Origin of the sequence: Streptomyces sp. BK022, from assembly GCF_004217355.1 — a bacterium.
In the GTDB taxonomy this organism is placed as follows: Bacteria; Actinomycetota; Actinomycetes; order Streptomycetales; family Streptomycetaceae; genus Streptomyces; species Streptomyces griseoluteus.
The window spans coordinates 693,141-712,847 of sequence record NZ_SHKU01000001.1 but is presented as its reverse complement, the minus strand read 5'-3'; the positions used below and the strand labels follow the sequence as shown (position 1 = coordinate 712,847).

The 19,707-nt window shown below is 72.0% G+C and carries 18 protein-coding genes; 9 read left to right on the top strand and 9 right to left on the bottom strand.

Annotation, left to right across the window (positions count from 1 at the left end; translation table 11 throughout):
- The first annotated feature begins 37 nt into the window (after positions 1-37).
- Positions 38-478 (top strand): VOC family protein, encoded by a 441-nt coding sequence (locus EV284_RS03215; RefSeq protein WP_130330019.1) that lies wholly within the window; start codon positions 38-40, stop codon positions 476-478.
- A gap of 56 nt (positions 479-534) precedes the next feature.
- On the opposite strand, the gene EV284_RS03210 is transcribed toward EV284_RS03215, so the two are convergent.
- On the bottom strand, positions 535-1,329 hold the full coding sequence (locus EV284_RS03210; RefSeq protein ID WP_130330017.1) for an SDR family NAD(P)-dependent oxidoreductase: 795 nt from the start codon (positions 1,327-1,329) through the stop codon (positions 535-537).
- Positions 1,330-1,384: 55 nt separating this feature from the next.
- Between EV284_RS03210 and EV284_RS03205 the strand changes: the two genes are divergently transcribed.
- Positions 1,385-1,840 (top strand): MarR family transcriptional regulator, encoded by a 456-nt coding sequence (locus tag EV284_RS03205; protein ID WP_165425449.1) that lies wholly within the window; start codon positions 1,385-1,387, stop codon positions 1,838-1,840.
- A 25-nt stretch (positions 1,841-1,865) separates the two neighbouring features.
- Here EV284_RS03205 and EV284_RS03200 read toward each other — a convergent pair whose 3' ends face one another.
- Complete coding sequence (locus EV284_RS03200) at positions 1,866-2,573, bottom strand: ATP-grasp domain-containing protein (RefSeq protein ID WP_242625595.1); 708 nt, start codon at positions 2,571-2,573, stop codon at positions 1,866-1,868.
- 191 nt (positions 2,574-2,764) lie between these two features.
- Positions 2,765-5,107 carry a discoidin domain-containing protein gene (locus tag EV284_RS03195; protein ID WP_130330013.1) on the bottom strand — a complete coding sequence of 781 codons (2,343 nt, stop codon included), beginning with the start codon at positions 5,105-5,107 and terminating at the stop codon, positions 2,765-2,767.
- Between the two features lie 230 nt (positions 5,108-5,337).
- Here EV284_RS03195 and EV284_RS03190 point away from each other — a divergent pair, with 230 nt between their 5' ends.
- Positions 5,338-5,760 carry a hypothetical protein gene (locus EV284_RS03190; protein ID WP_130330011.1) on the top strand — a complete coding sequence of 141 codons (423 nt, stop codon included), beginning with the start codon at positions 5,338-5,340 and terminating at the stop codon, positions 5,758-5,760.
- Positions 5,761-5,841: 81 nt separating this feature from the next.
- Here the strand turns inward: EV284_RS03190 and EV284_RS03185 are convergent, their stop codons facing one another.
- From EV284_RS03185 to EV284_RS03175, 3 genes are all read right to left on the bottom strand, one after another.
- The gene (locus tag EV284_RS03185) at positions 5,842-6,609 is read right to left on the bottom strand and encodes a glycoside hydrolase (protein ID WP_130330009.1); all 768 of its coding nucleotides are present in this window, start codon (positions 6,607-6,609) and stop codon (positions 5,842-5,844) included.
- 27 nt (positions 6,610-6,636) lie between these two features.
- Positions 6,637-8,757 (bottom strand): glycoside hydrolase family 6 protein, encoded by a 2,121-nt coding sequence (locus EV284_RS03180; protein WP_130330007.1) that lies wholly within the window; start codon positions 8,755-8,757, stop codon positions 6,637-6,639.
- A 307-nt stretch (positions 8,758-9,064) separates the two neighbouring features.
- A complete protein-coding gene (locus EV284_RS03175; RefSeq protein ID WP_130330005.1) occupies positions 9,065-10,552 on the bottom strand; it encodes an alpha/beta hydrolase in 1,488 nt (495 codons plus the stop codon).
- A gap of 87 nt (positions 10,553-10,639) precedes the next feature.
- Between EV284_RS03175 and EV284_RS03170 the strand changes: the two genes are divergently transcribed.
- Positions 10,640-11,596 carry a MerR family transcriptional regulator gene (locus EV284_RS03170; protein ID WP_130330003.1) on the top strand — a complete coding sequence of 319 codons (957 nt, stop codon included), beginning with the start codon at positions 10,640-10,642 and terminating at the stop codon, positions 11,594-11,596.
- Positions 11,589-11,966, top strand: coding sequence for a hypothetical protein (locus EV284_RS03165; RefSeq protein ID WP_130330001.1), 378 nt, complete (start codon positions 11,589-11,591; stop codon positions 11,964-11,966). Before EV284_RS03170 ends, EV284_RS03165 begins: the two co-directional genes overlap by 8 nt.
- Here the strand turns inward: EV284_RS03165 and EV284_RS32595 are convergent.
- Positions 11,963-14,941, bottom strand: coding sequence for an ABC transporter substrate-binding protein (locus tag EV284_RS32595; RefSeq protein WP_165425448.1), 2,979 nt, complete (start codon positions 14,939-14,941; stop codon positions 11,963-11,965). The two genes, EV284_RS03165 and EV284_RS32595, sit on opposite strands and share 4 nt — an antisense overlap.
- Before the next feature lie 450 nt (positions 14,942-15,391).
- Positions 15,392-15,565 carry a CsbD family protein gene (locus EV284_RS03155; RefSeq protein WP_130329999.1) on the bottom strand — a complete coding sequence of 58 codons (174 nt, stop codon included), beginning with the start codon at positions 15,563-15,565 and terminating at the stop codon, positions 15,392-15,394.
- Positions 15,566-15,709: 144 nt separating this feature from the next.
- Here EV284_RS03155 and EV284_RS03150 point away from each other — a divergent pair, with 144 nt between their 5' ends.
- The 4 genes from EV284_RS03150 to EV284_RS03135 all read left to right on the top strand — a co-directional run bounded on the left by EV284_RS03150 (position 15,710) and on the right by EV284_RS03135 (position 17,900).
- Complete coding sequence (locus tag EV284_RS03150; RefSeq protein ID WP_030805403.1) at positions 15,710-15,880, top strand: hypothetical protein; 171 nt, start codon at positions 15,710-15,712, stop codon at positions 15,878-15,880.
- A 279-nt stretch (positions 15,881-16,159) separates the two neighbouring features.
- Positions 16,160-16,396, top strand: a complete 237-nt coding sequence (locus EV284_RS03145) for a hypothetical protein (RefSeq protein ID WP_130329997.1) — start codon at positions 16,160-16,162, stop codon at positions 16,394-16,396.
- Between the two features lie 62 nt (positions 16,397-16,458).
- Positions 16,459-16,911 carry an SRPBCC family protein gene (locus EV284_RS03140; RefSeq protein WP_130329995.1) on the top strand — a complete coding sequence of 151 codons (453 nt, stop codon included), beginning with the start codon at positions 16,459-16,461 and terminating at the stop codon, positions 16,909-16,911.
- Positions 16,912-17,147: 236 nt separating this feature from the next.
- Positions 17,148-17,900, top strand: coding sequence for an alpha/beta hydrolase (locus tag EV284_RS03135; RefSeq protein ID WP_130329993.1), 753 nt, complete (start codon positions 17,148-17,150; stop codon positions 17,898-17,900).
- A gap of 48 nt (positions 17,901-17,948) precedes the next feature.
- Here EV284_RS03135 and EV284_RS03130 read toward each other — a convergent pair whose 3' ends face one another.
- Positions 17,949-19,676: a thiamine pyrophosphate-dependent enzyme gene (locus tag EV284_RS03130; RefSeq protein ID WP_130329991.1), complete on the bottom strand. Its 1,728-nt coding sequence runs from the start codon at positions 19,674-19,676 to the stop codon at positions 17,949-17,951.
- Between the last annotated feature and the right edge of the window lie 31 nt (positions 19,677-19,707).

The window sequence follows — 19,707 nt, the reverse complement described above, 5'->3', positions numbered from 1 at the left end:
CGAGTCGGCTCGGTCCTGGCAGAGGAAAGAAGGCAGCGTGGCGATTCAGCGGATGGACAATGTCGGCATCGTGGTGGAGGACATGGACGCCGCCGTCGCGTTCTTCACGGAACTCGGCATGGAGCTGGAGGGCCGGGGGGAGGTGCGGGGCGGCTTCGCCGACCAGTGCACCGGACTCGACGGCGTCCACTGCGACATCGCGATGCTGCGGACCCCGGACGGCCACAGCCGGCTGGAGCTGGCCAGGTACCGCAGCCCCGAGGTGATCGACGGCGGGCCGCGCGACCGGCCGCACAACATCCTGGGCACGCACCGCGTCATGTTCGCCGTCGACGACATCGAGGACACCGTGGCCCGCCTGCGCCCGCACGGCGGTGAACTCGTCGGCGAGATCGCCCGGTTCGAGGACAGCTATCTGCTCTGCTACCTCCGGGGCCCCGAGGGGGTCATCGTCGGCCTGGCCGAGCAACTGGGCTGACCCGCACTCCCTGACGAAGAGCGGGAACCGGGAGGACGACGAGGAGGCCCCCTCGCTCAGTGAGCCGCCCCCACGGTGCCGTCCGGCCGGTGGAGCGGTACGTCGAAGCGGGGCGCTGCCGCCTCGAAGGCGCGGTGTTCGGCGGCGACGCGGTCGGTGAAGTCCGGGTGCGCGGTGGGGCCGTACCCGACGACGGGGTGCGAGCCGTCGAGCAGGGGGAAGACCGTGTCGCAGAACTCGTCCGGATCGGCGCCGTGGTTCGGGCCGGGACCGGCGAGCCCGGTGGCCACGGCCGGGGGGACCAGTTCCACCACCCGGCACGGCGTGGCCCGCAGCGCGTGGCGCAGGTTCACCGTGTAGCTGTGCAGGGCCGCCTTGGCCGCGCTGTAGAGCGGCGCGAAGGGCTGGGGCAGGAAGGCGCCGCCGGAGGTGACGTTGACGTAGACGCTCGGCCGGCCGTGGCCCAGGAGGTGCGGGGTGAGGAGGCGGGCGAGGTGGACGGGGCCGGCGAGCAGGACGTCGATCTCGTGCTGCGCCTCGGCCCAGGGGCCGTCGTCCGCCGCGATCCCGACCCGCCGCTGGATTCCGGCGTTGCTGATCACGACGTCCAGGTCCGGCATGACCTGCCGTACGTGGGCGGCCAGTTGCTCGCGTTGCCCGGGATCGGCGATGTCGTTGGCGAAGGTCTCCAGACCGGGCAGTTCCTCGGAGACGGCGGCCAGCCTCTCGGCGCCGCGCCCGGTGACCAGGACACGGTGGCCGGCCTCCAGGTAGCGGCGGGCCAGGCCCAGCCCGATCCCCGCGCTGCCGCCCGTGATGAGGACGTGGCGTGCGCGCTCCTCTGTTTCCATGTAAACAGCCTACGCCTCGTGTGTTTACATGGAAACAGGGGCGTACGGTGAGCGCATGACCGCACCGCTCGACGACGCCGAAATGGCGCGCTGGATCGCCTGGAAGCGCGCCAACGAGGCCGTCAACGCTGCCGTGGCGCACGAGATCCACAGCGCCTCCGGCCTGTCCGTGCCGGACTTCTCGATCCTGTCGAGACTGATCGAGAACGGCGGCGGCCGTATGCCGCAGCACGAGCTGGGGCTCTTGCTCGACTGGCAGCGGGCACGACTGTCGCGTCAGCTCTCGCGCATGGCCGAACGCGGTCTGCTGAGCCGGGCGGACAGCCCGGGCGGGCGTCGCGTCATCCTCGCCACGGACGCCGGCCGCAGCGCGCTGGCCGCCGCCCGGACCGCGCACGCCCGCGCCGTCCGCGAAGCGCTTCTGGCTCGCGCCGGGGCGAACCGGGAGACCTTCTGGGCCGCCGTCGACACCATCGCCGAGGCCGTGCCGGGTTCACGTCGGAACGACTGACGGTCGCGGTAGGGGAACAGGTGCTTCAGCCCGCAGGCGCGGCGTCCTCGATGTGGCGGCAGAACCGGCGGTCCCGGCCGGCCAGCGCCGTCCGCGGGCCGGCGGAGCGCAGGACGACGTCCAGGGCGCGGTCGGGGTCGGCGGCGTAGCAATTGCTGAACCAGGCCATGTTCGCCTCGACCACAGCCCACTCGGCGCCGGAGTCGGGGGCGGCCAGGCGGCCGACGTCCACCACCACCGCGCCGGGCAGGCCGTCGCCGCACGCTGCGAGGAGTCCGGCCGCGAACTCGCGGACGGCGGCTTCGTGCCGGTGGCCCTCCAGGGGCTCGGCGTCGAGGCGGCCGAAGGTGGAGTACTGCGAGCCCGTACGGACCTCGCCGTCCAGGACGTACAGGCGGAACTCCGCCGCCCAGGTCACGACCTCGCTGATCAGTACCGGGCCGTCCGGACCGGGCGGGAGGCCGGCGCCGGTGGGATGGACCGCGGCCGGGAAGCTCTTCTCCCTGGGGGGCTTCACGAAGGCCGGCCGGGACAGGCGGCGCGCCTCGCTCAGAGTCGACATGGCGATGTGTCGCCCCGTGTACGCGTACGGCAGGGTCGCCAGCCAGTCGTCGGACGGTTCCAGGAGCGCGATCCCGAGGTCGTCCGCTACGCGCGCCGCGAAGCCGGGGCCCCCGTAGTAGTGGGCGCCTCGCCCGACCGTGGGGGCGCCCCCGAGTACCTCCACCTCCATCCCCCGCCGCCGCGCCGCCGCCGAGAGCAGCTCGGATGTGCTGGTGTACTGCGGCGCCAACGCCAGAAAACCCTGCTTCGTCACGGTCGATGACGATGCCACCGCGCCGGCCCGGCAGTCCACCGGCATACGGCCGGGCATGCGGGCGGGCGGGGCACCGCGCCCCCGCCCGCCCCGTGTCCGCTGGCCGGTCAGCCGGTGTACGCCTCCAGTTCGGAGAGCTGGGCCGCGGGCCAGCCCGTGTTGCCCGTGACGGTCACGCGGAGGTAGCGGGTCGCGGTGCCGCCGAGCGAGATGGTCGCCGTGTTCCCGCTGGACGGGTCGAAGGTGTAGCCCGCCGACGGCTTCAGCGTGGTGAAGGTGGAGTTGTCCGTGCTGCCGAGCACGCTCAGCGTCTGGGTGCGGGTGGCCCACGCCGTTGCCGGGGGCAGCTTGAGGACGACGCGCTTGACCGCCTTGGCCGCGCCGAGGTCGACGGTGAGGGACTGCGGGAAGGCGTTGTTGGCGCTCTCCCAGTAGGTGTTGGCGTCGCCGTCCACGGCCTTGGTCGCGGGGTAGACGTCGGTGTGGCTCGTCTCGGTGACCGGGCGGCCCTTGGCGAGGTTGAGGGTCGGGTCGGTCGGAGGGCCGGTGGGCGGGTCGGTCGGCGGGGTGGTGGGGCCGCCGCCGGGCACTCCCCCGTTCGTCCACTTCGGGTCGGGCCAGGTGCCGGTGCAGGCGGGCGGGTCGGCGTACCAGCCGCTGTTGCCGGTGCCGCGGGTGATGACGAAGCCGGAGCCCACGCAGTTGTGGATGGGGTTGGACTGGGCGATGTGGGTGGCCGTGACATTGGTGAACGAGGCGTTGCCGGGCGCCTGGATCTGCAGGGCGTAGGTGCCGGTGCCGTCGATCCGGACGTTCTCGAAGTGCAGCCCCTTCGTCGCGCCCTCGATGTTCATGATCGCGGCGTAGGAGCTGTCGAGGATCTCGGTGTCGGTGATGTTCACCGTGGCGTCCAGGGCCTCGTTGAGCCCGCTGAACCAGACCGCGCCCACCCCGAACTGCCAGTTGTAGTCGCTGTTCCCGGCCCGGATCAGGGTGTTGCGGGCCGCTGTCGTGGTACCGGAGACGGCCGTACCCTGACCGGAGTTGACACCGGGATACCGGTTGGCCACGTGCAGACCGCCGCCGTTGGTGACGGTGTCGGCCATCACGTTGTCGGAGATGGTGATGTCCTTGCCGCCGTAGGTGACGATGTTGTTGGCGAGGACGGGCAGGATCACCGTGTTGTAGGTGAACTTGTTCTTGACGTTCGGGATGTTCTCCGCCCACATGGCGAGTCCGTCGTCACCCGTGTTGCGGACGAACGTGTTGGTCACCGTGGAGTTGGTGACACCCATGTGGAAGTTCACGCCGTCCGCGGTCTGGTCCAGGATGCGGCTGTTCTTGAGGGTGAAGTTGTCCATGGGGCCGTCCAGCCAGGCCCCGCACTTGGTGTGCTGCAGCCACACGTTGTCGACGGTGGAGTTGGACAGCGCGCCCCCGATGGCGTTGACCTGGTCGTCGTCGACGCGCTCGCGGATGTCCCCGATGATGGCGAAGTCCTTGAGCGTGACGTTCTTGCTGCCGCCCTGATTGGCGTACTTGCCGTACACGCCCACGGCCTTCGCCCGGTTCACCGGGTCGCGGCCGGTGAGGACGCTGTACCAGGGGCCGGCGCCCGCCAGGGTCACCTGATCGACCACTATGTGGTCCCGCACCTGGAAAGTGCCCTGGGGTAGGTAGACCGCCCTGCCCTGCGCCTTGCCGGCGTCGACCGCCGCCTGGATCTTGGCGGTGGAGTCGGCCGCGCCGGTCGGGTCGGCGCCGAAGTCGCTCACCACGTCCAGCGCGCCGGACGGCTTGCCGACGGGCGCGCCCACCTGCTCGAAGTCGGCGAGGTCGATGGTGAACGTCGGCGAGGCGCTGGTGGACGACACCTGCAGGCGCACCTTGGTTCCGGTCGGCAGGGTCGAGCCGAGCAGGGTACGGGTCTCGTCGTAGAAGTGGTGGGGGTTGGAGTCGCCGGGGTTGTTGTTGAAGGGATAACCCCCGTAGTACCAGCCGTACTTGGATGTCACCGGGACGGACTTGAGCTGGTTGCCGTCGATCTTCAGGTCGAGGCTGGCGTCGCGCCCGGTGCCGGCCGCGTTGTCGGGCAGCGAGTAGCGGAACGACATCGCGTTGGCCGGCGCGGTCAGGGTGAACTCGACGTACTCGCCGGGCGCGTCCAGGGTCACCGCCTGCCGGCCGGACGCCTCGGAGGGGAGGTGGCCGTAGAGGCGGTCCGGGCCGATGAGGGTGCCGTTGGTCGCCGCGTACTCGGCCTCCTGTTCCTTGAACGGGACGCTCGCGCCCCGGCCGGATATGCCGACCGGGGACGGCGCCGGCACTCCGGCCGCGTGGGCTTCGGGCGCGAGGGCCACGGCGACGAGCGTGCCGGCCGCGGCCAGCGCCATGGACACGGTCGCCGCCAGGGTCCGGCGCGGGGATCTGCCGTTCGGGGGTGCAGTCATGGGTGTGCGTCCTCAGGGCTCGTGGGGTGAGCGGACGCAAGAAAGCTAGGAGCGTACGGAAATGAAGTCCATGAAGCTGCGCAAGATTGTTACAGGACGACGCAGATTCTCGACTGTTCCCAGGCCGCCCAGGCCGTTGATCCCCATGGCAGGATGGCCGAGCCGCGCGGGACACGTCGTCCTGGCGCTGCTCAAGAGCGTCCTTGGAAGAAATCGGCTGGGTCCCCCGCATGACTGCTGAGTGGTACGTCCTCATCGAGGAGGACACGCGAGTGACGGAGTACGTCGACGGCAGCCGACTGAAGCTGCACCGCTGGATGCTGACGGGCACCCATCCCATCGAGGGCGGCGAGGCCCAGGCCCTCGCGGCGGCGGAGGACGCGGCTCTGCGCTACATACCTGGCACCATTGCCCGGCACGCCAGGCCGGGGGACGAGCCGGCCCGCCACGCGCTGCTCTCCCAGGACGGGGCGTGGGTGGTGATCGTGCGGCAGCGCCACCGCGAGGCCCGCATACGCGTCACGACGGCCCGTCTCATGCACTCCCAGGAGGAGAAGGAGGCGCCGCCGAAGACCCTCAAGGAGTCGCTCCGTGGCGCTCTGCAGGCCCCGCCGCCCGTTCCGAAACCGTGGGCGCCCCCCGGTCAGGGGTGAGGCGGCTCCCCACCCGAGCTGATCACCCGGCCATGCGCCGCGGGCGCGCCGGGACGGTGGTCCCCGTCCCGGCGCGCACCGTCAGTTCACGGCCACCGAGAAGTCGGTGACCGCCAACCCCGCTCCGTTCTCCCAGGGTTCGAAGCCTGCCTGAACACTGGTGAGGTACCAGTCCGGGGTGGCGAGGCCCTGCGCGACGGTGTGGTCGATGAAGTGCTTGATGTCGAAGTGGAGACCCGTCAGGGACGAGTGGGCGACGTACGAGATCACGTCGTTCTGGCCGTTGCCGCCCCGCCACACGTCCCAGGTCTGCCCGGCCAGGGATGCGGTGCCGGTCCGGGAGCCGATCGGCTGGACGGGGCCGGTCCGGTTGAGCCAGATCATGATCTCGGTCTTGTTGACGCCGTCCGTCTTCGGCGTCGGGTCCAGCCAGATGTCGTAAGCGGCGTCGTACACCGCGCCGCCGACGTACTGGTAGGCGATGCCGGTCGGCACGCCGCCGATGCTCCCGAGCCGCTTGGGGAGCTTCGTGCCTGGCGAACAGTTGGTGTAGTGGCAGCCCGCGAAGATCGAGGGGTACGACTTCGGAGCGCCGTTGGTGGGCACGGAGCCGTCGGCGCGGGTGAGCCGGAAGCCGTTTCCGGACTGGGTCACGCACTGCGGGGCGGAGGTGCCCCAGGCGTTGTTCTGCACGACGTAGCCGCCGGGCGTGGTGACCGAGCCGAACTGGTCGCAGACCTGGGCGTCCGCCTGCGCGGGGCCGGTGGCGGCGGTGAGGGCGGTGACCGGACCGGCGGCCAGGACGAAGGCGGCCGCGAGGGGGCGTAACGTGCGGAGGTTCGCGTACATGGGGTCCTTCCGGAGGTACGTGGGTGCCTACGGCTCGACGCCCCAGGCGAGCGTGCCGTTGACGTAGACGGTGACCTTGGGAGCGTCGGCGTAGGAGGTGCCGGTGCCCCGGCTGTAGTCGTCGGTCTCGTCGAAGTTCGACCAGTCCGCCTTGGCGAGCCGCAGCTGGAGATCACCGGTACTCGCGCCCGCGGCCAGCGAGCCGGAGGTGAAGGTGACGTCGAGGGTGTGGTCGGCCCCGGTGCGGGCCACCGGGAGCGTCGTGACAGCCGTCCTCACGGTGGAGCAACCGGGCTGGGCGTAGTCGCACCACGTCTGGAAGCCGGCCGAGGCCGACTCGCCGGTGAACCAGTAGCGGACCGTCACCTTGGACAGATCGACGGCGCCGGAGCCGGAGTTGACGAGCTGGATGCCGGGCCGCAACTGGTTGTCGGAGGCCGAGGAGTCGTTGTTCTTGTACTGCGCCTTGAGCCCGGTCGGCCCCCCTCCCCCACCCGACGCCTTGGTGGTGGCGGAGACGGCGGCCGAAGCCGCCGAGACGTTCCCGGCCGCGTCCCTGGCCTTGACGGTGTACGTGTAGGCGGTGGCGGCGGCCAGGCCCGTGTCGGTGTACGAGGTACCGGTGACGCTGCCTGCCTTGGTGCCGGCGCGGTAGACGTCGTACCCGGTCACCCCGGTGTTGTCGGTCGCCGCCCGCCAGGTGAGGGAGACGCTGTCGGCCGTGGTCGCGGAGACGGCGAGGCCGGTGGGCGCGGACGGCGCCTGCGTGTCGCTTCCGCCACCCGAACCGCCCACCGGGGGATAGGCGTTGGCGAGCAGCTGCCGGAATCCCACCGAGAACCAGTGCCCGGCCAGCGGCGAGTCCGGCAGCGCCCCGGTCGGGTTGTTGCCGTTGCGTCCGTTCCCGGCGTACGTCGGGTCGCACATCCGGTCGAAGCCCTTGCCCTCGTCGTTGTCGAGGGGCTGGCTGGCGCCGTCGGACTCGCCCGGCGGCTTGGCCCAGACATAGGCGTCGATGCCCGTGTCGGGCGCGGTCGCCGGGCGTTCGCCGAGGCCGGCACCGCTCTGGTTGCACCAGTTCCCGGCATGGATGCGCCGGTCGATCCGGCCGCCGTCGACGTAGGCGTCCACGCTGGTCGAGGGGCCGGGACCGGCCGGACGCGCGGAGCCGCCCCAGCCGTTGCGGGAGGTGTCGATCAGCATGCCGATGCCGCTGTCGAAGCCCTGGGCGACGAGCGTGGACCGCAGCCCCTGCGCGAACGTCGTCTCGTCGTCGTACTGGTTCCAGTCGATCCACTTCGACTGGCGCACGGTGGTGCCGTTGACCGTGTCGGTGATCTTGACGTAGGGCTCGCGGGTGGGCGAGTAGTTGGCCGTGTTGACGATGAAGCCGGTCACGTCGCGCACGCTGGCGCCGTTGGTGGTGGCGGCCTTCTTGAACTCCTGTGCCGACGGGACCAGGTTGGAGTCCCAGCCGAGCCAGCCGTGGTGTCCCGCGTCGATGTAGTTGTAGGCGTTGGGCAGCGCGCCGAGCGTGTGCAGGGCGTAGCCGACGCCCTTCTCGTAGTTGCCGTTGGCCTTCATCGTGGCGCACTGGGGCGTGGAGCCCGCGGTGCCGCCGGCGTTGGTGACGAGGTTGGGCAGCGAATCGGGTTCGATGAGGTTGACGATGCGCAGGCTCGCGTAGGCCGGGTCGGCCAGGACGGCCGCGATCGGGTCGATGTAGTCGCTCTGGTAGCGGGCGAGGTCGTCGGCGGCCAGCTCGCCGTTGGAGGCCAGGGCGGCGCAGTCCCGGCCCGGCAGGTCGTAGATCACGAGCTGGACGAGGTTGGCGCCCTGCGCCTTCGCCGCGTCGAGGTGGGCCTTGAGGCCGCGGGCCTCCGAGGTGCCCCTGATCGCGGCGATCCGGTCCAGCCACACGAAGGTCGGCTGATCCGACACCGCCGAACCACCGGGCTCCGCGGCGGCCTTGGCCGACCAGTCGGGGTTCACGTAGGGCTTGGCGCCCACGTAGGGATTGTCCAGCTTGGCGGCGGCGGAGGCGGGCTGTGGCACGGCGCTCAGGGAGAGCGCGGCGAGAAGTGCGGCGGCGGCCGGCACGGCCACGTGTCTCGGGGCGTACGGGTGTGCGGCTCTGCGGGAGGACATGCGGGTCTCCTGAAGGTCACGGTGAGCGGGTGGGGGTACGGCATCGCGCTGACGGTGCCCGGCACTGGACCGGGCACCTACCTTGGGAGCGCTCCCACCGTGCGACCGTCACACCCGACTGTCAACACCTGGTGCTCTAACTCGCGTCTACGGAGGCTTACTTGGCCCTTCCGGGGCCCCGCGCGGGCTCGGGTGCGGCGATGGTCTCCTGCGCCACCTCGCAAGGACTTCCTGCCTGTACCGTCCGACGTCCCCCGGCGGGGAGGAGGCAGCGGATGGTGAACGCGGCGTCCCCCGGAGATGCGGATCAGGCGTCGAGATCGCCGAGCACCCGCTCCATCGCCTCCCGTACGACGGCACGCGCCTCGGCGGTGTGGTCCAGCGTCTCGAAGCCGTGCCGGCAGTGCGGGGCGGCGATGACCTCCACCTCGGCGCCGCACTCCCCGGCGGCGCCCAGGAAGCGCTCCACGGTCGCGTCGAGCATCGGGTCTTCCAGCCCGACGCGGGTGAGCACGACCGGCAGGTTGCCCGCACCGCGCACCGCCGCCGCCGGACGGAACCGGTCGCCGTCCGTGCCGTGACCGGGAATCGGTTCCAGCAGGGGGTAGTTGAGCGCGAGGCACCGCAGCCACGGCGGCGGTGCCGACAGCCAGGGCGCCGACAGGGGGCCGCCGCCGGAGAAGAACCAGAGGGCCACCCGGTCACCGTCGACCCGGGGATGCGCGCGGACGAGATCGACCGCTGCGGACACATCGTCCGCGGCGCGGGGGAGGTCGGCGGGCGTGTGCAACCGGTGGTCCAACGTGACGCCGACCGCGCCCAGCCGGGCGGCGAGTGCGGCGTACCCGGTGAAGGTCGGCCAGTCTCGCGGGGTCGGCCGGATACCGGAGGGCAGCGGGCCGCCGTGCACGAACACCACCGCGGGCCGGGGCTCGTGGCCGTCGGGCGGATACAGGTCGACGCGCTCCCTGCGCTCCCGTGGCCGGTCCGGCACATCGAGGACGAACGGCCGGAGGTGGTCGGGTACCTGGCCCGGGGGCAGTGCGAGGCTCTCCCCCTCACCCGCCGCCGCCTGGCGCAGGGCCTTGGCCAGCAGGTCCGGCTCGGACAGCATCGGCCAGTGCCCGGTGGGTACTTCGAGGAAGGTGTTGCCCGGCGCGGTGAGCAGGCTGAGACGCGGGTCGCCGAGAGACGCCATCCAGCGCAGCCGGTCGATGGTCGAGCCGCCGGCCGGGCACAGGACACCGGTCCTCGGGATGCGGGCGGCGCTCTCGGAGAGCCGTAGCGGCTGGGTGAGAGTGGCGGCGGGCTGCGGGAGGGCCCGCGCGGCGAGCTGGTCGAGTGCGGCAGGGGTGAGCCCGTCGGTGCTGCCCAGCCGGTGCCACTCCTCGCGTGCCGGCGGCGGCACCTCGGCCCTGCCGCCCGGGGGGCGCGGCAGGGCGGGGAGTACGTCAAGAGCGCTGTCGCCGTCCTCGGGCAGTCCGGCCGCGTCCAGGTGGACGACCCGGAGCACCCGGTCCCGGCGCCGGTCGGCGGCGCCCAGAGCCGGGAGCAGTCCGTAGCCGTGTCCGACCAGCACCACGCGCTCCCCCGCCTCCTCCACCTGGCGGATCACCTCCGCGATGTGCGTCTCCAGGTCGGCCGTGGGAGCAGAACCGGCCCCGGCCGACGCCGCGCAGAACACCCGCGCCCCGGCTCGCCGCAGCACCGCCGCCACCTGCTCCCACACCCAGTCCCCCGTGTGCGCCTCCGGCACCAGGACGAACGCTGCCTCGGTCCCTCGGTCCGCTGTCATCCCCTACTCCTCCCACTGGTTGGGCGCGACCCTGTACCCGGCCGCGCGCCGCTACCGTAGGAACTCCCCCTGGAGGAGGTTCAAGGCGTGAGCGGCAGTACTTCGTGGAGCATCGGGGAACTCGCCGCGCGGGCGGGCGTCACCGTGAAGACCGTCCGCTTCTACTCCGACCAGGGACTGCTGCCCGAGAGCGGCCGCAGCTCCGGGGGCCACCGCCGCTACGGGCCGGAAGCGCTGGGCCGACTGCGGATGATCCGCTCGCTGCGCACCCTCGACCTCCCCGTACCGGACGTGGGCCGGGCGCTGGAGCGGGACGACGCGCTGGAGGCACTGGTCGCGGACCGCCTGCGCGAACTGCGGCCCCGGCTCACCTCGCTGCGCTGGCGGGAGGCCGCGCTCCACCTCCTGACGGACTGCTCACCGCAGGAGCGTGCCCGGCGGCTGGACCTCATCGGCGCCATGGGCCTGCCACCCGACACCGACGTCCTCGCCCGCTTCTGGCGCCGGTGGCTCTTCCCGGCCCGGTTGCCGGCACCCCTGCTGGCCGGGATCGTCGACACCGCGGTACCCGCACCGTCCCACGACCCCACCCCGGCGCACGTACTGGCCTTCGGGCGGTTGCGGGCGATCGTCACGGCGCCCTGCCCGCCGGGCCTTTCGGACCGGCCGCCCGCGCCGAAGCGGTTCGACGACGGTTTCCGTCCCGCCGTCCTCTACTCCGGGCTCAGGGAGGCGTACGACCTCGCCGCCCCCGGGCTGCGGGCCGGGCATGCCCCGGCCGGGGGCGAGGCCCTGGACCGGTTCGTGGCGGCCTGGGCGGAAGCCGGGGGCGGCCGTGACAGTCCGGCGTTCCGGCGACGGCTGACCGGTGTCCTCGCCGACGAGCCCCGCCTCGACCACTACTGGGACGTGGTGTCCGAGCTGGCGACTCCGCCCGGCGCCCCACCGGAGCCCACACCGGGGGCCGCCGAGGCGTGGCTGCGCGAGGCGCTCACCAGCACCGCCGGGACCCCGGGGGAAGGGCGGTCGTGCTCCCGTGAATGACCTCGGCGACGCGCGTACGCGCACCTGGGCCCTGCGCTTCATGACCCTCCTCGCGGCCGATCCCGTGGATCAGCTGGCGTGGCTGGGCGGGCAGGCGGTGGAGACGGGTGCGGTGGTCGAGGAGGTGCTGCTGCTCTGCCGGGTCTGGGAGGGGCTCGTGGCGCGCGGGGCCGGTGAGCCCGGCACCCTGTCCGACGCGGAGGACATCGTGCGACTGCTTCGGGACATCGCGGACGTGCCGCACACCGGGCTCTGGGCCGACGAGCTGACCACGGACCCGGTGTGGGACGACGTACGTTCGCCGGCCCGGCGATTCCTCGTCACCGAGCTGGGCGACTGGCGGCAACCGCTCCCTCCTGCGGGTCCCTAGGGGCGGGGCTGGGGGGACGACGGGGCCTTGCGGGCCACGTCGCACTCCTGCTCCGTCAGGGGGAGCCGGTCGCCCGCGCGGCGGGAGCAGAGGACGGTGCGGTCGTAGTGGGCGCCGCCGGTGTTGGCGACGCGGACCAGGGAGATGGCGTAGTTGTCGCGGGTTCCCGGTTCGAGGCCCTGGTCGTGGGCGTCGTCCTGGGTGACGGCGGTGAAGTCGATGCGGCCGGTGGCGAGGTTGTCGATGTTCGTGCGCAGCAGGCCGGACCATGCCTCGGCCCGCCCGCGCGGCTGTCCGTCCCCGGTCGCGGCCCGGTAGAGCACCTCGGTGGCGTCGTGCATGAGCATCGTCTGCCCGTCGCTGAGGGCACTGTCGGTCTGCGGGGTCGCCGCGCTCAGGCCGAGGATCTTCTCCTGCTGGGGTCCGAGTTTGCGCAGGTTGTTGACGAAGATGGTGCCCTGGTTCTTGGTGCCGGGGGCGGTGAGGACGAGGTGGTAGAGGGTGACGTTGGCGGCGACGCTGCTGCGCTCGGAGTCGAAGCCCGCCTGGGAGAGGTCGTCCCCGGCGAGGACCGCGATCTGCTTGCCGTTGCAGCCGGGCTCGGAGGTGATGCCGTCCATCAGGGCGTTGACGTCCTCGGTGCGGCCCGCGAAGTAGACGACGCGGGGCACTTCGCCCTCCTGGCAGATCTGGTCGACCTGGCGGCCGAGGACCGGGCGCCCGTTGCTCAGTTCGTACCGTTCCAGCCGGTCGACCCGGTAGCCCACGTCGGTGAGCATCCGGGCGCCGTGGTCCATCTGCTCGCGGGTGTACCGGTCGTGGGTGACGGGGCTGCGGCCGAGGACGACGGCGCGGCCGGCGGTGCCGTATCCGTGGGTGCCGGGGGCGCGCAGCTGCTCGGCCAGCAGCCTGAGTTGCCGCACCTGCCACTGGTCCGTGGCGGCCAGGTTGAAGAAGTTGGGCTTGTCCAGCAGCCAGGTGCCGGAGTTGGTGCCGGAGACGACGGGGAGTTCGGCCTTGCGCAGGGTCTCCAGCACCTTGTCGGTGTCGGTCATGTCACGGCCGATGCCGACCACGCCGACGATCGTGCGGTCGCGCCGTGCCACGTCCACGATCCGCTCGGCCATCGTGGCCTGACTGGCCATGTCCGTACCGCCGTTGGCGACCAGCAGGCGAAGCTTCACCGGCTGGGAGGCGTTGTTGGCGTGCTGGGCGATGTAGGCGCCGCGCAACTCCTCGAAGCCCTTGACCAGTTGGTCGTCGTTCTTGCCTTCCGGGTCGGGTCCGCTGAGTGGACCCGCGTAGACCAGTGTGACGTAGTCGCTGTTGCCGATCGACGCGTTCTCCTCGCGGATCAGTTCCTGGAGCTGCCGCGCGACCGGGAAGGTGACTCCTCCCGTCGCCACGCCGACGCACTCGGGGCCCTTGCCGCCCGGCGTCTCCACCCGGCGGGTGTCCTGGTTGGCGCCGCGCAGGTCGCTGGAGCAGTACTCGCTGGCCAGCCGGTGGTCGCGGACACCGAGGCCGAGCACGGTGGCCGCGAGGACGAGGGCGAGGGCGGGCAGTGACCACAGCCAGGTCCAGCGGGGGCGCCCGGTGGAGAGCCGGGAGCGGCGCGGGGAGCCGACGCCGAGGTCGGGGTGGAGCAGCAGCCCCTCCGGCAGCGGCACCCGCAGCACCCACGGCAGGGTCCGGCCCTCCAGGCTGGGCGACTGGCTGACGCGGCGGGCGCGGTTCCAGCTCGCGTACCAGGCGGGCAGGTCGGCGCCCGAGCCGTTGAGGTGGCTCGCGGCGGGCTCGGCCGCGTAGCTGCGCTGCAGCAGGGCGATGTCCGCGTGCCGTACGGCGGCGATGACGAGCAGGGGGTCGAGTTCGCTGCGGATGCTGCGGATGTCGCTGATGGCGCGCAGGAGTTCGATCAGGCCGTTGTCGGGGGTGGCGTCGGGGAGGACGAGCACCGGCGGGGTGGGGCGCTTGCGTCCGCGCAGGTCCAGTGACCAGGCGCGGTGCGCGTCGCGCAGGTCCTCGCGCAGGGCGTGCACCCGCAGCTGGAGGTGGCGGCGCTGGGCGTCCTCGTCGCCGCTGCCGGTGCGGTGCTCGTCGAGGAGACCGCCGTCCTGGATGTCCCGCGCCACGGCGCCGACCCGCTGGCGTACCGTACCCGGCGGCCAGAGCCGCAGCAGGCGCCAGGTGAGACCCTCGCCGCGGTCGGCGCGCGGGCCCTGGTTGAGGTAGGTGGTGCTGAGGAACCAGCGGATCTCGCGGCGCAGCCCGAGGAACACCGGCGCGCGTCCCGGCAGGATGCTCAGGGCGAGCAGCGCGGCCATCACCACGGCGAGGAACAGCAGCGTCACGTACCAGGGCTTGTCGGTGATGAGTACCGCGACGACCGCGATGAGCAGGGCGGGGACGGTACGGGAGGCATCGGTGACGGCGTCGCGCAGCCTGGCCGTCCACTGGATGCCGCCGGGCCGCCAGCCGGTGCGGTTCAGCCCGTGCAGCAGTTCGTCCGGCTCGGCGTCGGGGCCGGCCTCCCGCACGACGTTCTCTATGGCGAGGAGCAGCTCGCTGCGCGGGAAGGTGTACTGGCCGTACTGGCGTCCGCCGCCGCGCCAGGCGTGCGGCTCCACGTACGGCTCGCTCCCGGACCGGGCGCGATTGCCGCCGAGCGCCTGGACGACCCGCAGGGCGCGCACCATGGGACTGCCGCCGTCGGTGGGGTCGAGGAGCGCGGACTGCCGGACGGCGGCGAACGGCACGCCCCTGGACCGGAGTTCCTGCCGCAGCTCGGCGAGGCTGCCGCGTACCGCCTCGTCGCCCTGCGGTGATCCGCCGTCCGCGTACAGCACGAATTCCGGCAGCGCCATGGGGCTGCGGCGTCGGAACGCCTGGAAGATCGCGTCCAGCATCTCGATGAGACGCGGAGTGGTCGCGTAGTGCCGTCGGCTGTCTGCGCTGCCCAGACGGGTCACCAACTCGTGCTCCTCACGGTCGACTTGGCACTCCTTTCGGACAAGGAGTGGTGTGAAGTCTGCCCAGCCGGTGCGCCGGGGGAGGGAGAGTGGCACAAATGTGACCAGCCCGCAGCGGGACGGGCATCCGGGGCCAGGGTGCGAGGCCGGCCATGCCTCGTTCTCACCGCGGTGAAGGAGGGCCGGCGTGCGGCCCGTGGCGCGCGACGGGATGCCGCGGAGCGCGCCTGCCGCTCCTCGTCCGAGTTCTCTCCACGGGCCCCCGAGGGGAATTTCCAGGGGGAAATCCCGCGAGCGCGAAAAGGAGGGTGTCACGATTTCGCACGGCGCTTGATGACGAATAGGCAACGATTCGAAGAATGACCGGGCACGAAGGAACGGCGTGCGGCGAGACCTCGCACCTCATCGGTACGGGTCCCGCCGCACGCCGTTCCTCCGGAACGCGCCGCGGATTCAGTCCTTGGCGGCGTCCTTCAGCTTCTCCTTGGCCTGGCGGGCGTCGCCCGTGGCCTGCTCGGCGCGGCCCTCGGTGGTCAGCTTCTCGTTGCCCACCCCGCGGCCCGCGGCCTCCTTGACCTTGCCGCTCGCCTGCTCGGTCGTGGCCTTGGCCTTCTCGCCGGCGCTCATGCCGCTCACCTTTCGCTGTGCCGCTGTTGCCTGACGAGAAGGCGGATGACCGCGTCCGCCGCTTGTAAACCCTGTGAACCGGATGCAATTCATATGTGTGTGCGGCGAGGATGCGGGCATTCGGCGGTCAGGAGGTTGATAAACATGGTTCCCCTGCTTCTGGTTCTTCTTCTGGCTCTGATTCTTTTCGGTGCGGGCTTCGCGCTCAAGGCACTGTGGTGGATCGCGGTGATCGTGCTCATCGTGTGGGTGCTCGGCTTCATCGTGCGCCCCGCGGGCAGTGGCGGCCGCAAGGGCCGTTGGTACCGCTGGTAGAGACACGCCCCGTGCGGTGAAGTGGTCCGGCCGGATTCGGCCGGGCCACTTCGCCGTGTCCGGGAAGGTGCGTATCGCCGCGCTTGGCGGGGTACGAGGAGAACGTCGGCCCTTCGGGGGCCCGCAGGGGAACCCTGCACCTCCTGCCCCCGCGGGGCCGACCCGCGTCCACCGCGCCTCCTCCCCCGGCGATGTCACCCCATTGCCCCGCACCGCGTGCGCCCGTCACGGCCGCCCCGGAACGTGGATCAGGTGTCGTCGAGCCCGTGAGGGAGAGTCATGATCATCAAGTTCCTGTACGACAAGGGTCTGCGCAGCGAGCACGCCAACACCGTCGCCTGCGCGGCCATCGGCCTGTCCATCGCGTCCTGGTTCACCTCGCGCACGGTCGAGGGCAAGGGTCTGGACCGGGCCGACCGGTGGGGCATATTCGTCGCCACCTGGCCCGCCACCTGGTTCGGCCTCGGCCAGGCACTGAGCCAGTACGAGCGCACCGTCGTCTCCTTCGGCCGCTGACCGCGCGGGCAAGGCAGCGACACCGGCCACGCCGGTACCGGCTACAGCCAAGGAGAAACGGCATGTCGCACGTGGAAGAGTCCATCGAGGTCAACGTCCCCGTACGGGACGCCTACAACCAGTGGACCCAGTTCGAGGACTTCCCCCAGTTCATGGACGGCGTCGAGCGCATCGAACAGCGCACGGAGTCCCTCCTCCACTGGAAGACGAGGATCGCCGGGGTCGAGCGCGAGTTCGACGCGGAGATCACCGAGCAGATCCCCGACGAGCGGGTCGCCTGGACCAGCATCGGCGGGGAGGCCCGCCAGGCCGGGGTGGTCACGTTCCACCGCCTGGACGACGGCACGACGAAGGTCATGCTCCAGCTCGACTACGACCCGGAGGGGCTGACCGAGAAGGTCGGGGACAAGCTGGGCTTCGTCAAGCGCCAGGCCACCGGCGACCTCAAGCGGTTCAAGTCCTTCATCGAGGAGCGGGGCGGTACCGCCACCGGCGAGTGGCGCGGCGAGGTCTGAGCACGGTTTCGCCGGTGCGGGGCGGGCTCGTGCGAGCCCGCCCCGCACCGCGAAAAACGCTGGACCCGGTCATGACCGGCCGGGTAGCTTGCAGTCGACCGTGACACCGCCCGAGGAGGTGAGACCCATGAACGCTGTATCGACGTGGGTGCTCCCCCTTTCGCGTCACGGCCGGCGACCGACGTAGGTGTCGCCGGGAGCGCCTCCACACCCAGGCACTCCCGAAAGGCACCACCATGAACTCTCCGCGATTCACCACCGAGTCGTCCTCGGACGGCGTCCGCGAACGCGACTTCGCCGTGGGCGACGTCCCCGGCGTCCTCTGGTCCCCCGCCTCCGCCGGTCCCGCACCCCTGGTCCTGATGGGCCACGGCGGCGGCGCGGCCAAGCGGCACCGCGCGATGGTGGGCCGCGCCCGCCTCCTCGTGACCCGGTGCGGCTTCCACGCGGCCGTCCTCGACGCCCCCGGCCACGGCGACCGGCCGCGTTCCGCGCAGGACGAGCAGGACGTCGCCGCACTGCGCCGGGCCCAGGGGGCGGGCGCACCGGAGGCGCCGGTCGTCGTCCCGTACAACGTCCGGCTGGCCGAGCAGGCGGTGCCCGAGTACCGGGCGACGCTCGACGCCCTCCAGGAGCTCCCGGAGATCGGCACCGGCGGGCCGGTCGGCTACGTCGGCTTCGGTCTGGGCATGGCGATCGGAATGCCGCTGGTGGCGGCCGAGCCCAGGATCACGGCGGCGGTCTTCGGCATGACCTGGCCGGACGCCCTGTTCGAGGCGGCGAGGCGGATCACCGTCCCGGTCGAGTTCGCCATGCACTGGGACAGCGGGCGCATTCCGCGCGAGGCGAGCCTCGCCCTGTTCGACGCCTTCGCCTCGGCGGAGAAGTCGCTGCACGCCAACGCGGGTGAGCAGGTCGCCTGGCAGTTGGTCGAGGCCGACAGCGCGACCCGCTTCTTCGCCCGCCACCTCTCGCCGGCCCGACCGTGAGACGGGGGCGCCCGGTGTGCACACCGGGCGCCCCCGTAGGGCACGTGTCTACCGGCTCGAACTCGACAGGTTCTCCTTGACCTTGGCGATGGCGAACCCCCAGCCCTGCTGGACGGTCGTCTTGCCGGGTACGGCGATCTCGTCGGGGTTGGTGAGCACGTCCAGCAGGACGGGCCCCGGCTCGGCGAAGGCGCGCTTCACCGCGTCGGTCAGGTCCTCGGGCCGGGTGACCCGGATGCCGGTGATGCCGAGGGCCTGGGCGACGGCGGCGAAGTCCGGGTTGTCGAGGACCGTGCCGAACTCCGGCAGCCCGGCCTGCTCCTGCTCCAGCTTGACCATGCCGAGGCGCTGGTTGTCGAAGACGACGAGCTTGACCGGCAGTTGCTCGGTGCGGATGGTCATCAGGTCGCCCAGCAGCATGGACAGCCCGCCGTCGCCGCAGAAGGCGACGACCTGCCGGTCCCTGTCGAGCATCTGCGCGCCGATCGCCTGCGGCATGGCGTTGGCCATCGAGCCCAGGTTGTAGGAGCCGAGCAGTCGGCGGTCGCCGCGCATCTCCACGAACCGGGACAGCCACACCGTGGCCATGCCCGTGTCGGAGGTGAAGACGGCGTCCTCGTCCGCGACGGCGTCCACGGCCGCGGCCAGCGCCTCGGGCCGTACGAGGTGGGAGCGGTTGTCGAACTTGGAGCGGACCTTGCCGATCAGCCCCCGGTCATGGCCGGGCGAGGCGAGCTCCCGCTGGCCGTCCTGCCACTTGGTGAACTTCTCGCGCGCCGAGTCGAGATGGCCCCGGTCCGTGCGCTGCCCGACGCGCTCCAGCAGCCCGCGCACGGTCGGGCCGACGTCCGCCGCGAGCCCGACGTCCACCGGGACGCGGCGCCCGATGTGCTCGGCGACCCGGTCGACCTGGATCACCTTCTTCCCCTCCGGGTACCAGTCGCGGTACGGGAAGTCGGTGCCGAGCAGTACCAGGGTGTCGGCGTGGTCCATCGCGTGGGCGGCGGCCGGGTTGCCGATGAGGCCGGTCTGGCCGACCTGGTAGGGGTTGTCGCCCTCGAAGCCTTCCTTGGCCTTGAGGGTGATCACCATCGGCGCGGCCAGCCGCTCGGCCAGGGCGAGCACCTCCTCGCGGCAGCCGCGGGCTCCCCGGCCGACGAGCAGGGTGACCTTGCCGCCGTCGTCGATCACTGAGGCTGCCTCGTCCAGCGCGGGGTCGTCCGGCCGGTTGGCCGAGCCGGTCAGCGACAGCCGGACCGGCCGGTCGTCCGGCACCTCCAGGTCGCCGACGTCCCCGGGCACGGTGAGCACCGCGACCCCGCGCCGGCCGACGGCTGTGCGCACGGCGACCTCCAGCAGCGCGGGAAGCTGCGCGGGCGAGGTCACGGTGGCGCGGAAGACGGCGACGTCCTTGAAGAGCAGGTCGTTGTCGACCTCCTGGAAGTAGTCGGTGCCGATCTCCGCCTGCGGGACCTGGCCCGCGATGGCGAGGACCGGCGTACCGCTCTTCGCGGCGTCGTACAGGCCGTTCAGGAGGTGGACCGAGCCGGGACCGACCGTGCCCATGCAGACCCCGAGCGTGTCGGTGAGCTGGGACTGGGCACCGGCCGCGAAGGCCGCCGCCTCCTCGTGCCGGCAGCCCACCCAGGACACCGCGTCGGAGGCGCGGATGGCGTCGGTGAACGGGTTGAGCGCGTCGCCGACGACGCCGAACACCTGGCGTACGCCGAGTTCCTCCAGCGTGTCGACGACGAGACGGGCGACGGTGCGGGCCATGGGGTGCGTCCTCTCCGCGGGCCCTCGAGGC

Coding starts and splice junctions, on each gene's coding strand:
- EV284_RS03140 (WP_130329995.1), top strand. CDS start 16,459: ATGTCGCACGTGGAAGAGTCCATCGAGGTCAACGTCCCCGTACGGGAC.
- EV284_RS03155 (WP_130329999.1), bottom strand. CDS start 15,565: ATGAGCGCCGGCGAGAAGGCCAAGGCCACGACCGAGCAGGCGAGCGGC.
- EV284_RS03200 (WP_242625595.1), bottom strand. CDS start 2,573: ATGGAGGTGGAGGTACTCGGGGGCGCCCCCACGGTCGGGCGAGGCGCC.
- EV284_RS03190 (WP_130330011.1), top strand. CDS start 5,338: ATGACTGCTGAGTGGTACGTCCTCATCGAGGAGGACACGCGAGTGACG.
- EV284_RS03180 (WP_130330007.1), bottom strand. CDS start 8,757: ATGTCCTCCCGCAGAGCCGCACACCCGTACGCCCCGAGACACGTGGCC.
- EV284_RS03195 (WP_130330013.1), bottom strand. CDS start 5,107: ATGACTGCACCCCCGAACGGCAGATCCCCGCGCCGGACCCTGGCGGCG.
- EV284_RS03210 (WP_130330017.1), bottom strand. CDS start 1,329: ATGGAAACAGAGGAGCGCGCACGCCACGTCCTCATCACGGGCGGCAGC.
- EV284_RS03130 (WP_130329991.1), bottom strand. CDS start 19,676: ATGGCCCGCACCGTCGCCCGTCTCGTCGTCGACACGCTGGAGGAACTC.
- EV284_RS03185 (WP_130330009.1), bottom strand. CDS start 6,609: ATGTACGCGAACCTCCGCACGTTACGCCCCCTCGCGGCCGCCTTCGTC.
- EV284_RS03150 (WP_030805403.1), top strand. CDS start 15,710: ATGGTTCCCCTGCTTCTGGTTCTTCTTCTGGCTCTGATTCTTTTCGGT.
- EV284_RS03205 (WP_165425449.1), top strand. CDS start 1,385: ATGACCGCACCGCTCGACGACGCCGAAATGGCGCGCTGGATCGCCTGG.
- EV284_RS03135 (WP_130329993.1), top strand. CDS start 17,148: ATGAACTCTCCGCGATTCACCACCGAGTCGTCCTCGGACGGCGTCCGC.
- EV284_RS03145 (WP_130329997.1), top strand. CDS start 16,160: ATGATCATCAAGTTCCTGTACGACAAGGGTCTGCGCAGCGAGCACGCC.
- EV284_RS03175 (WP_130330005.1), bottom strand. CDS start 10,552: ATGACAGCGGACCGAGGGACCGAGGCAGCGTTCGTCCTGGTGCCGGAG.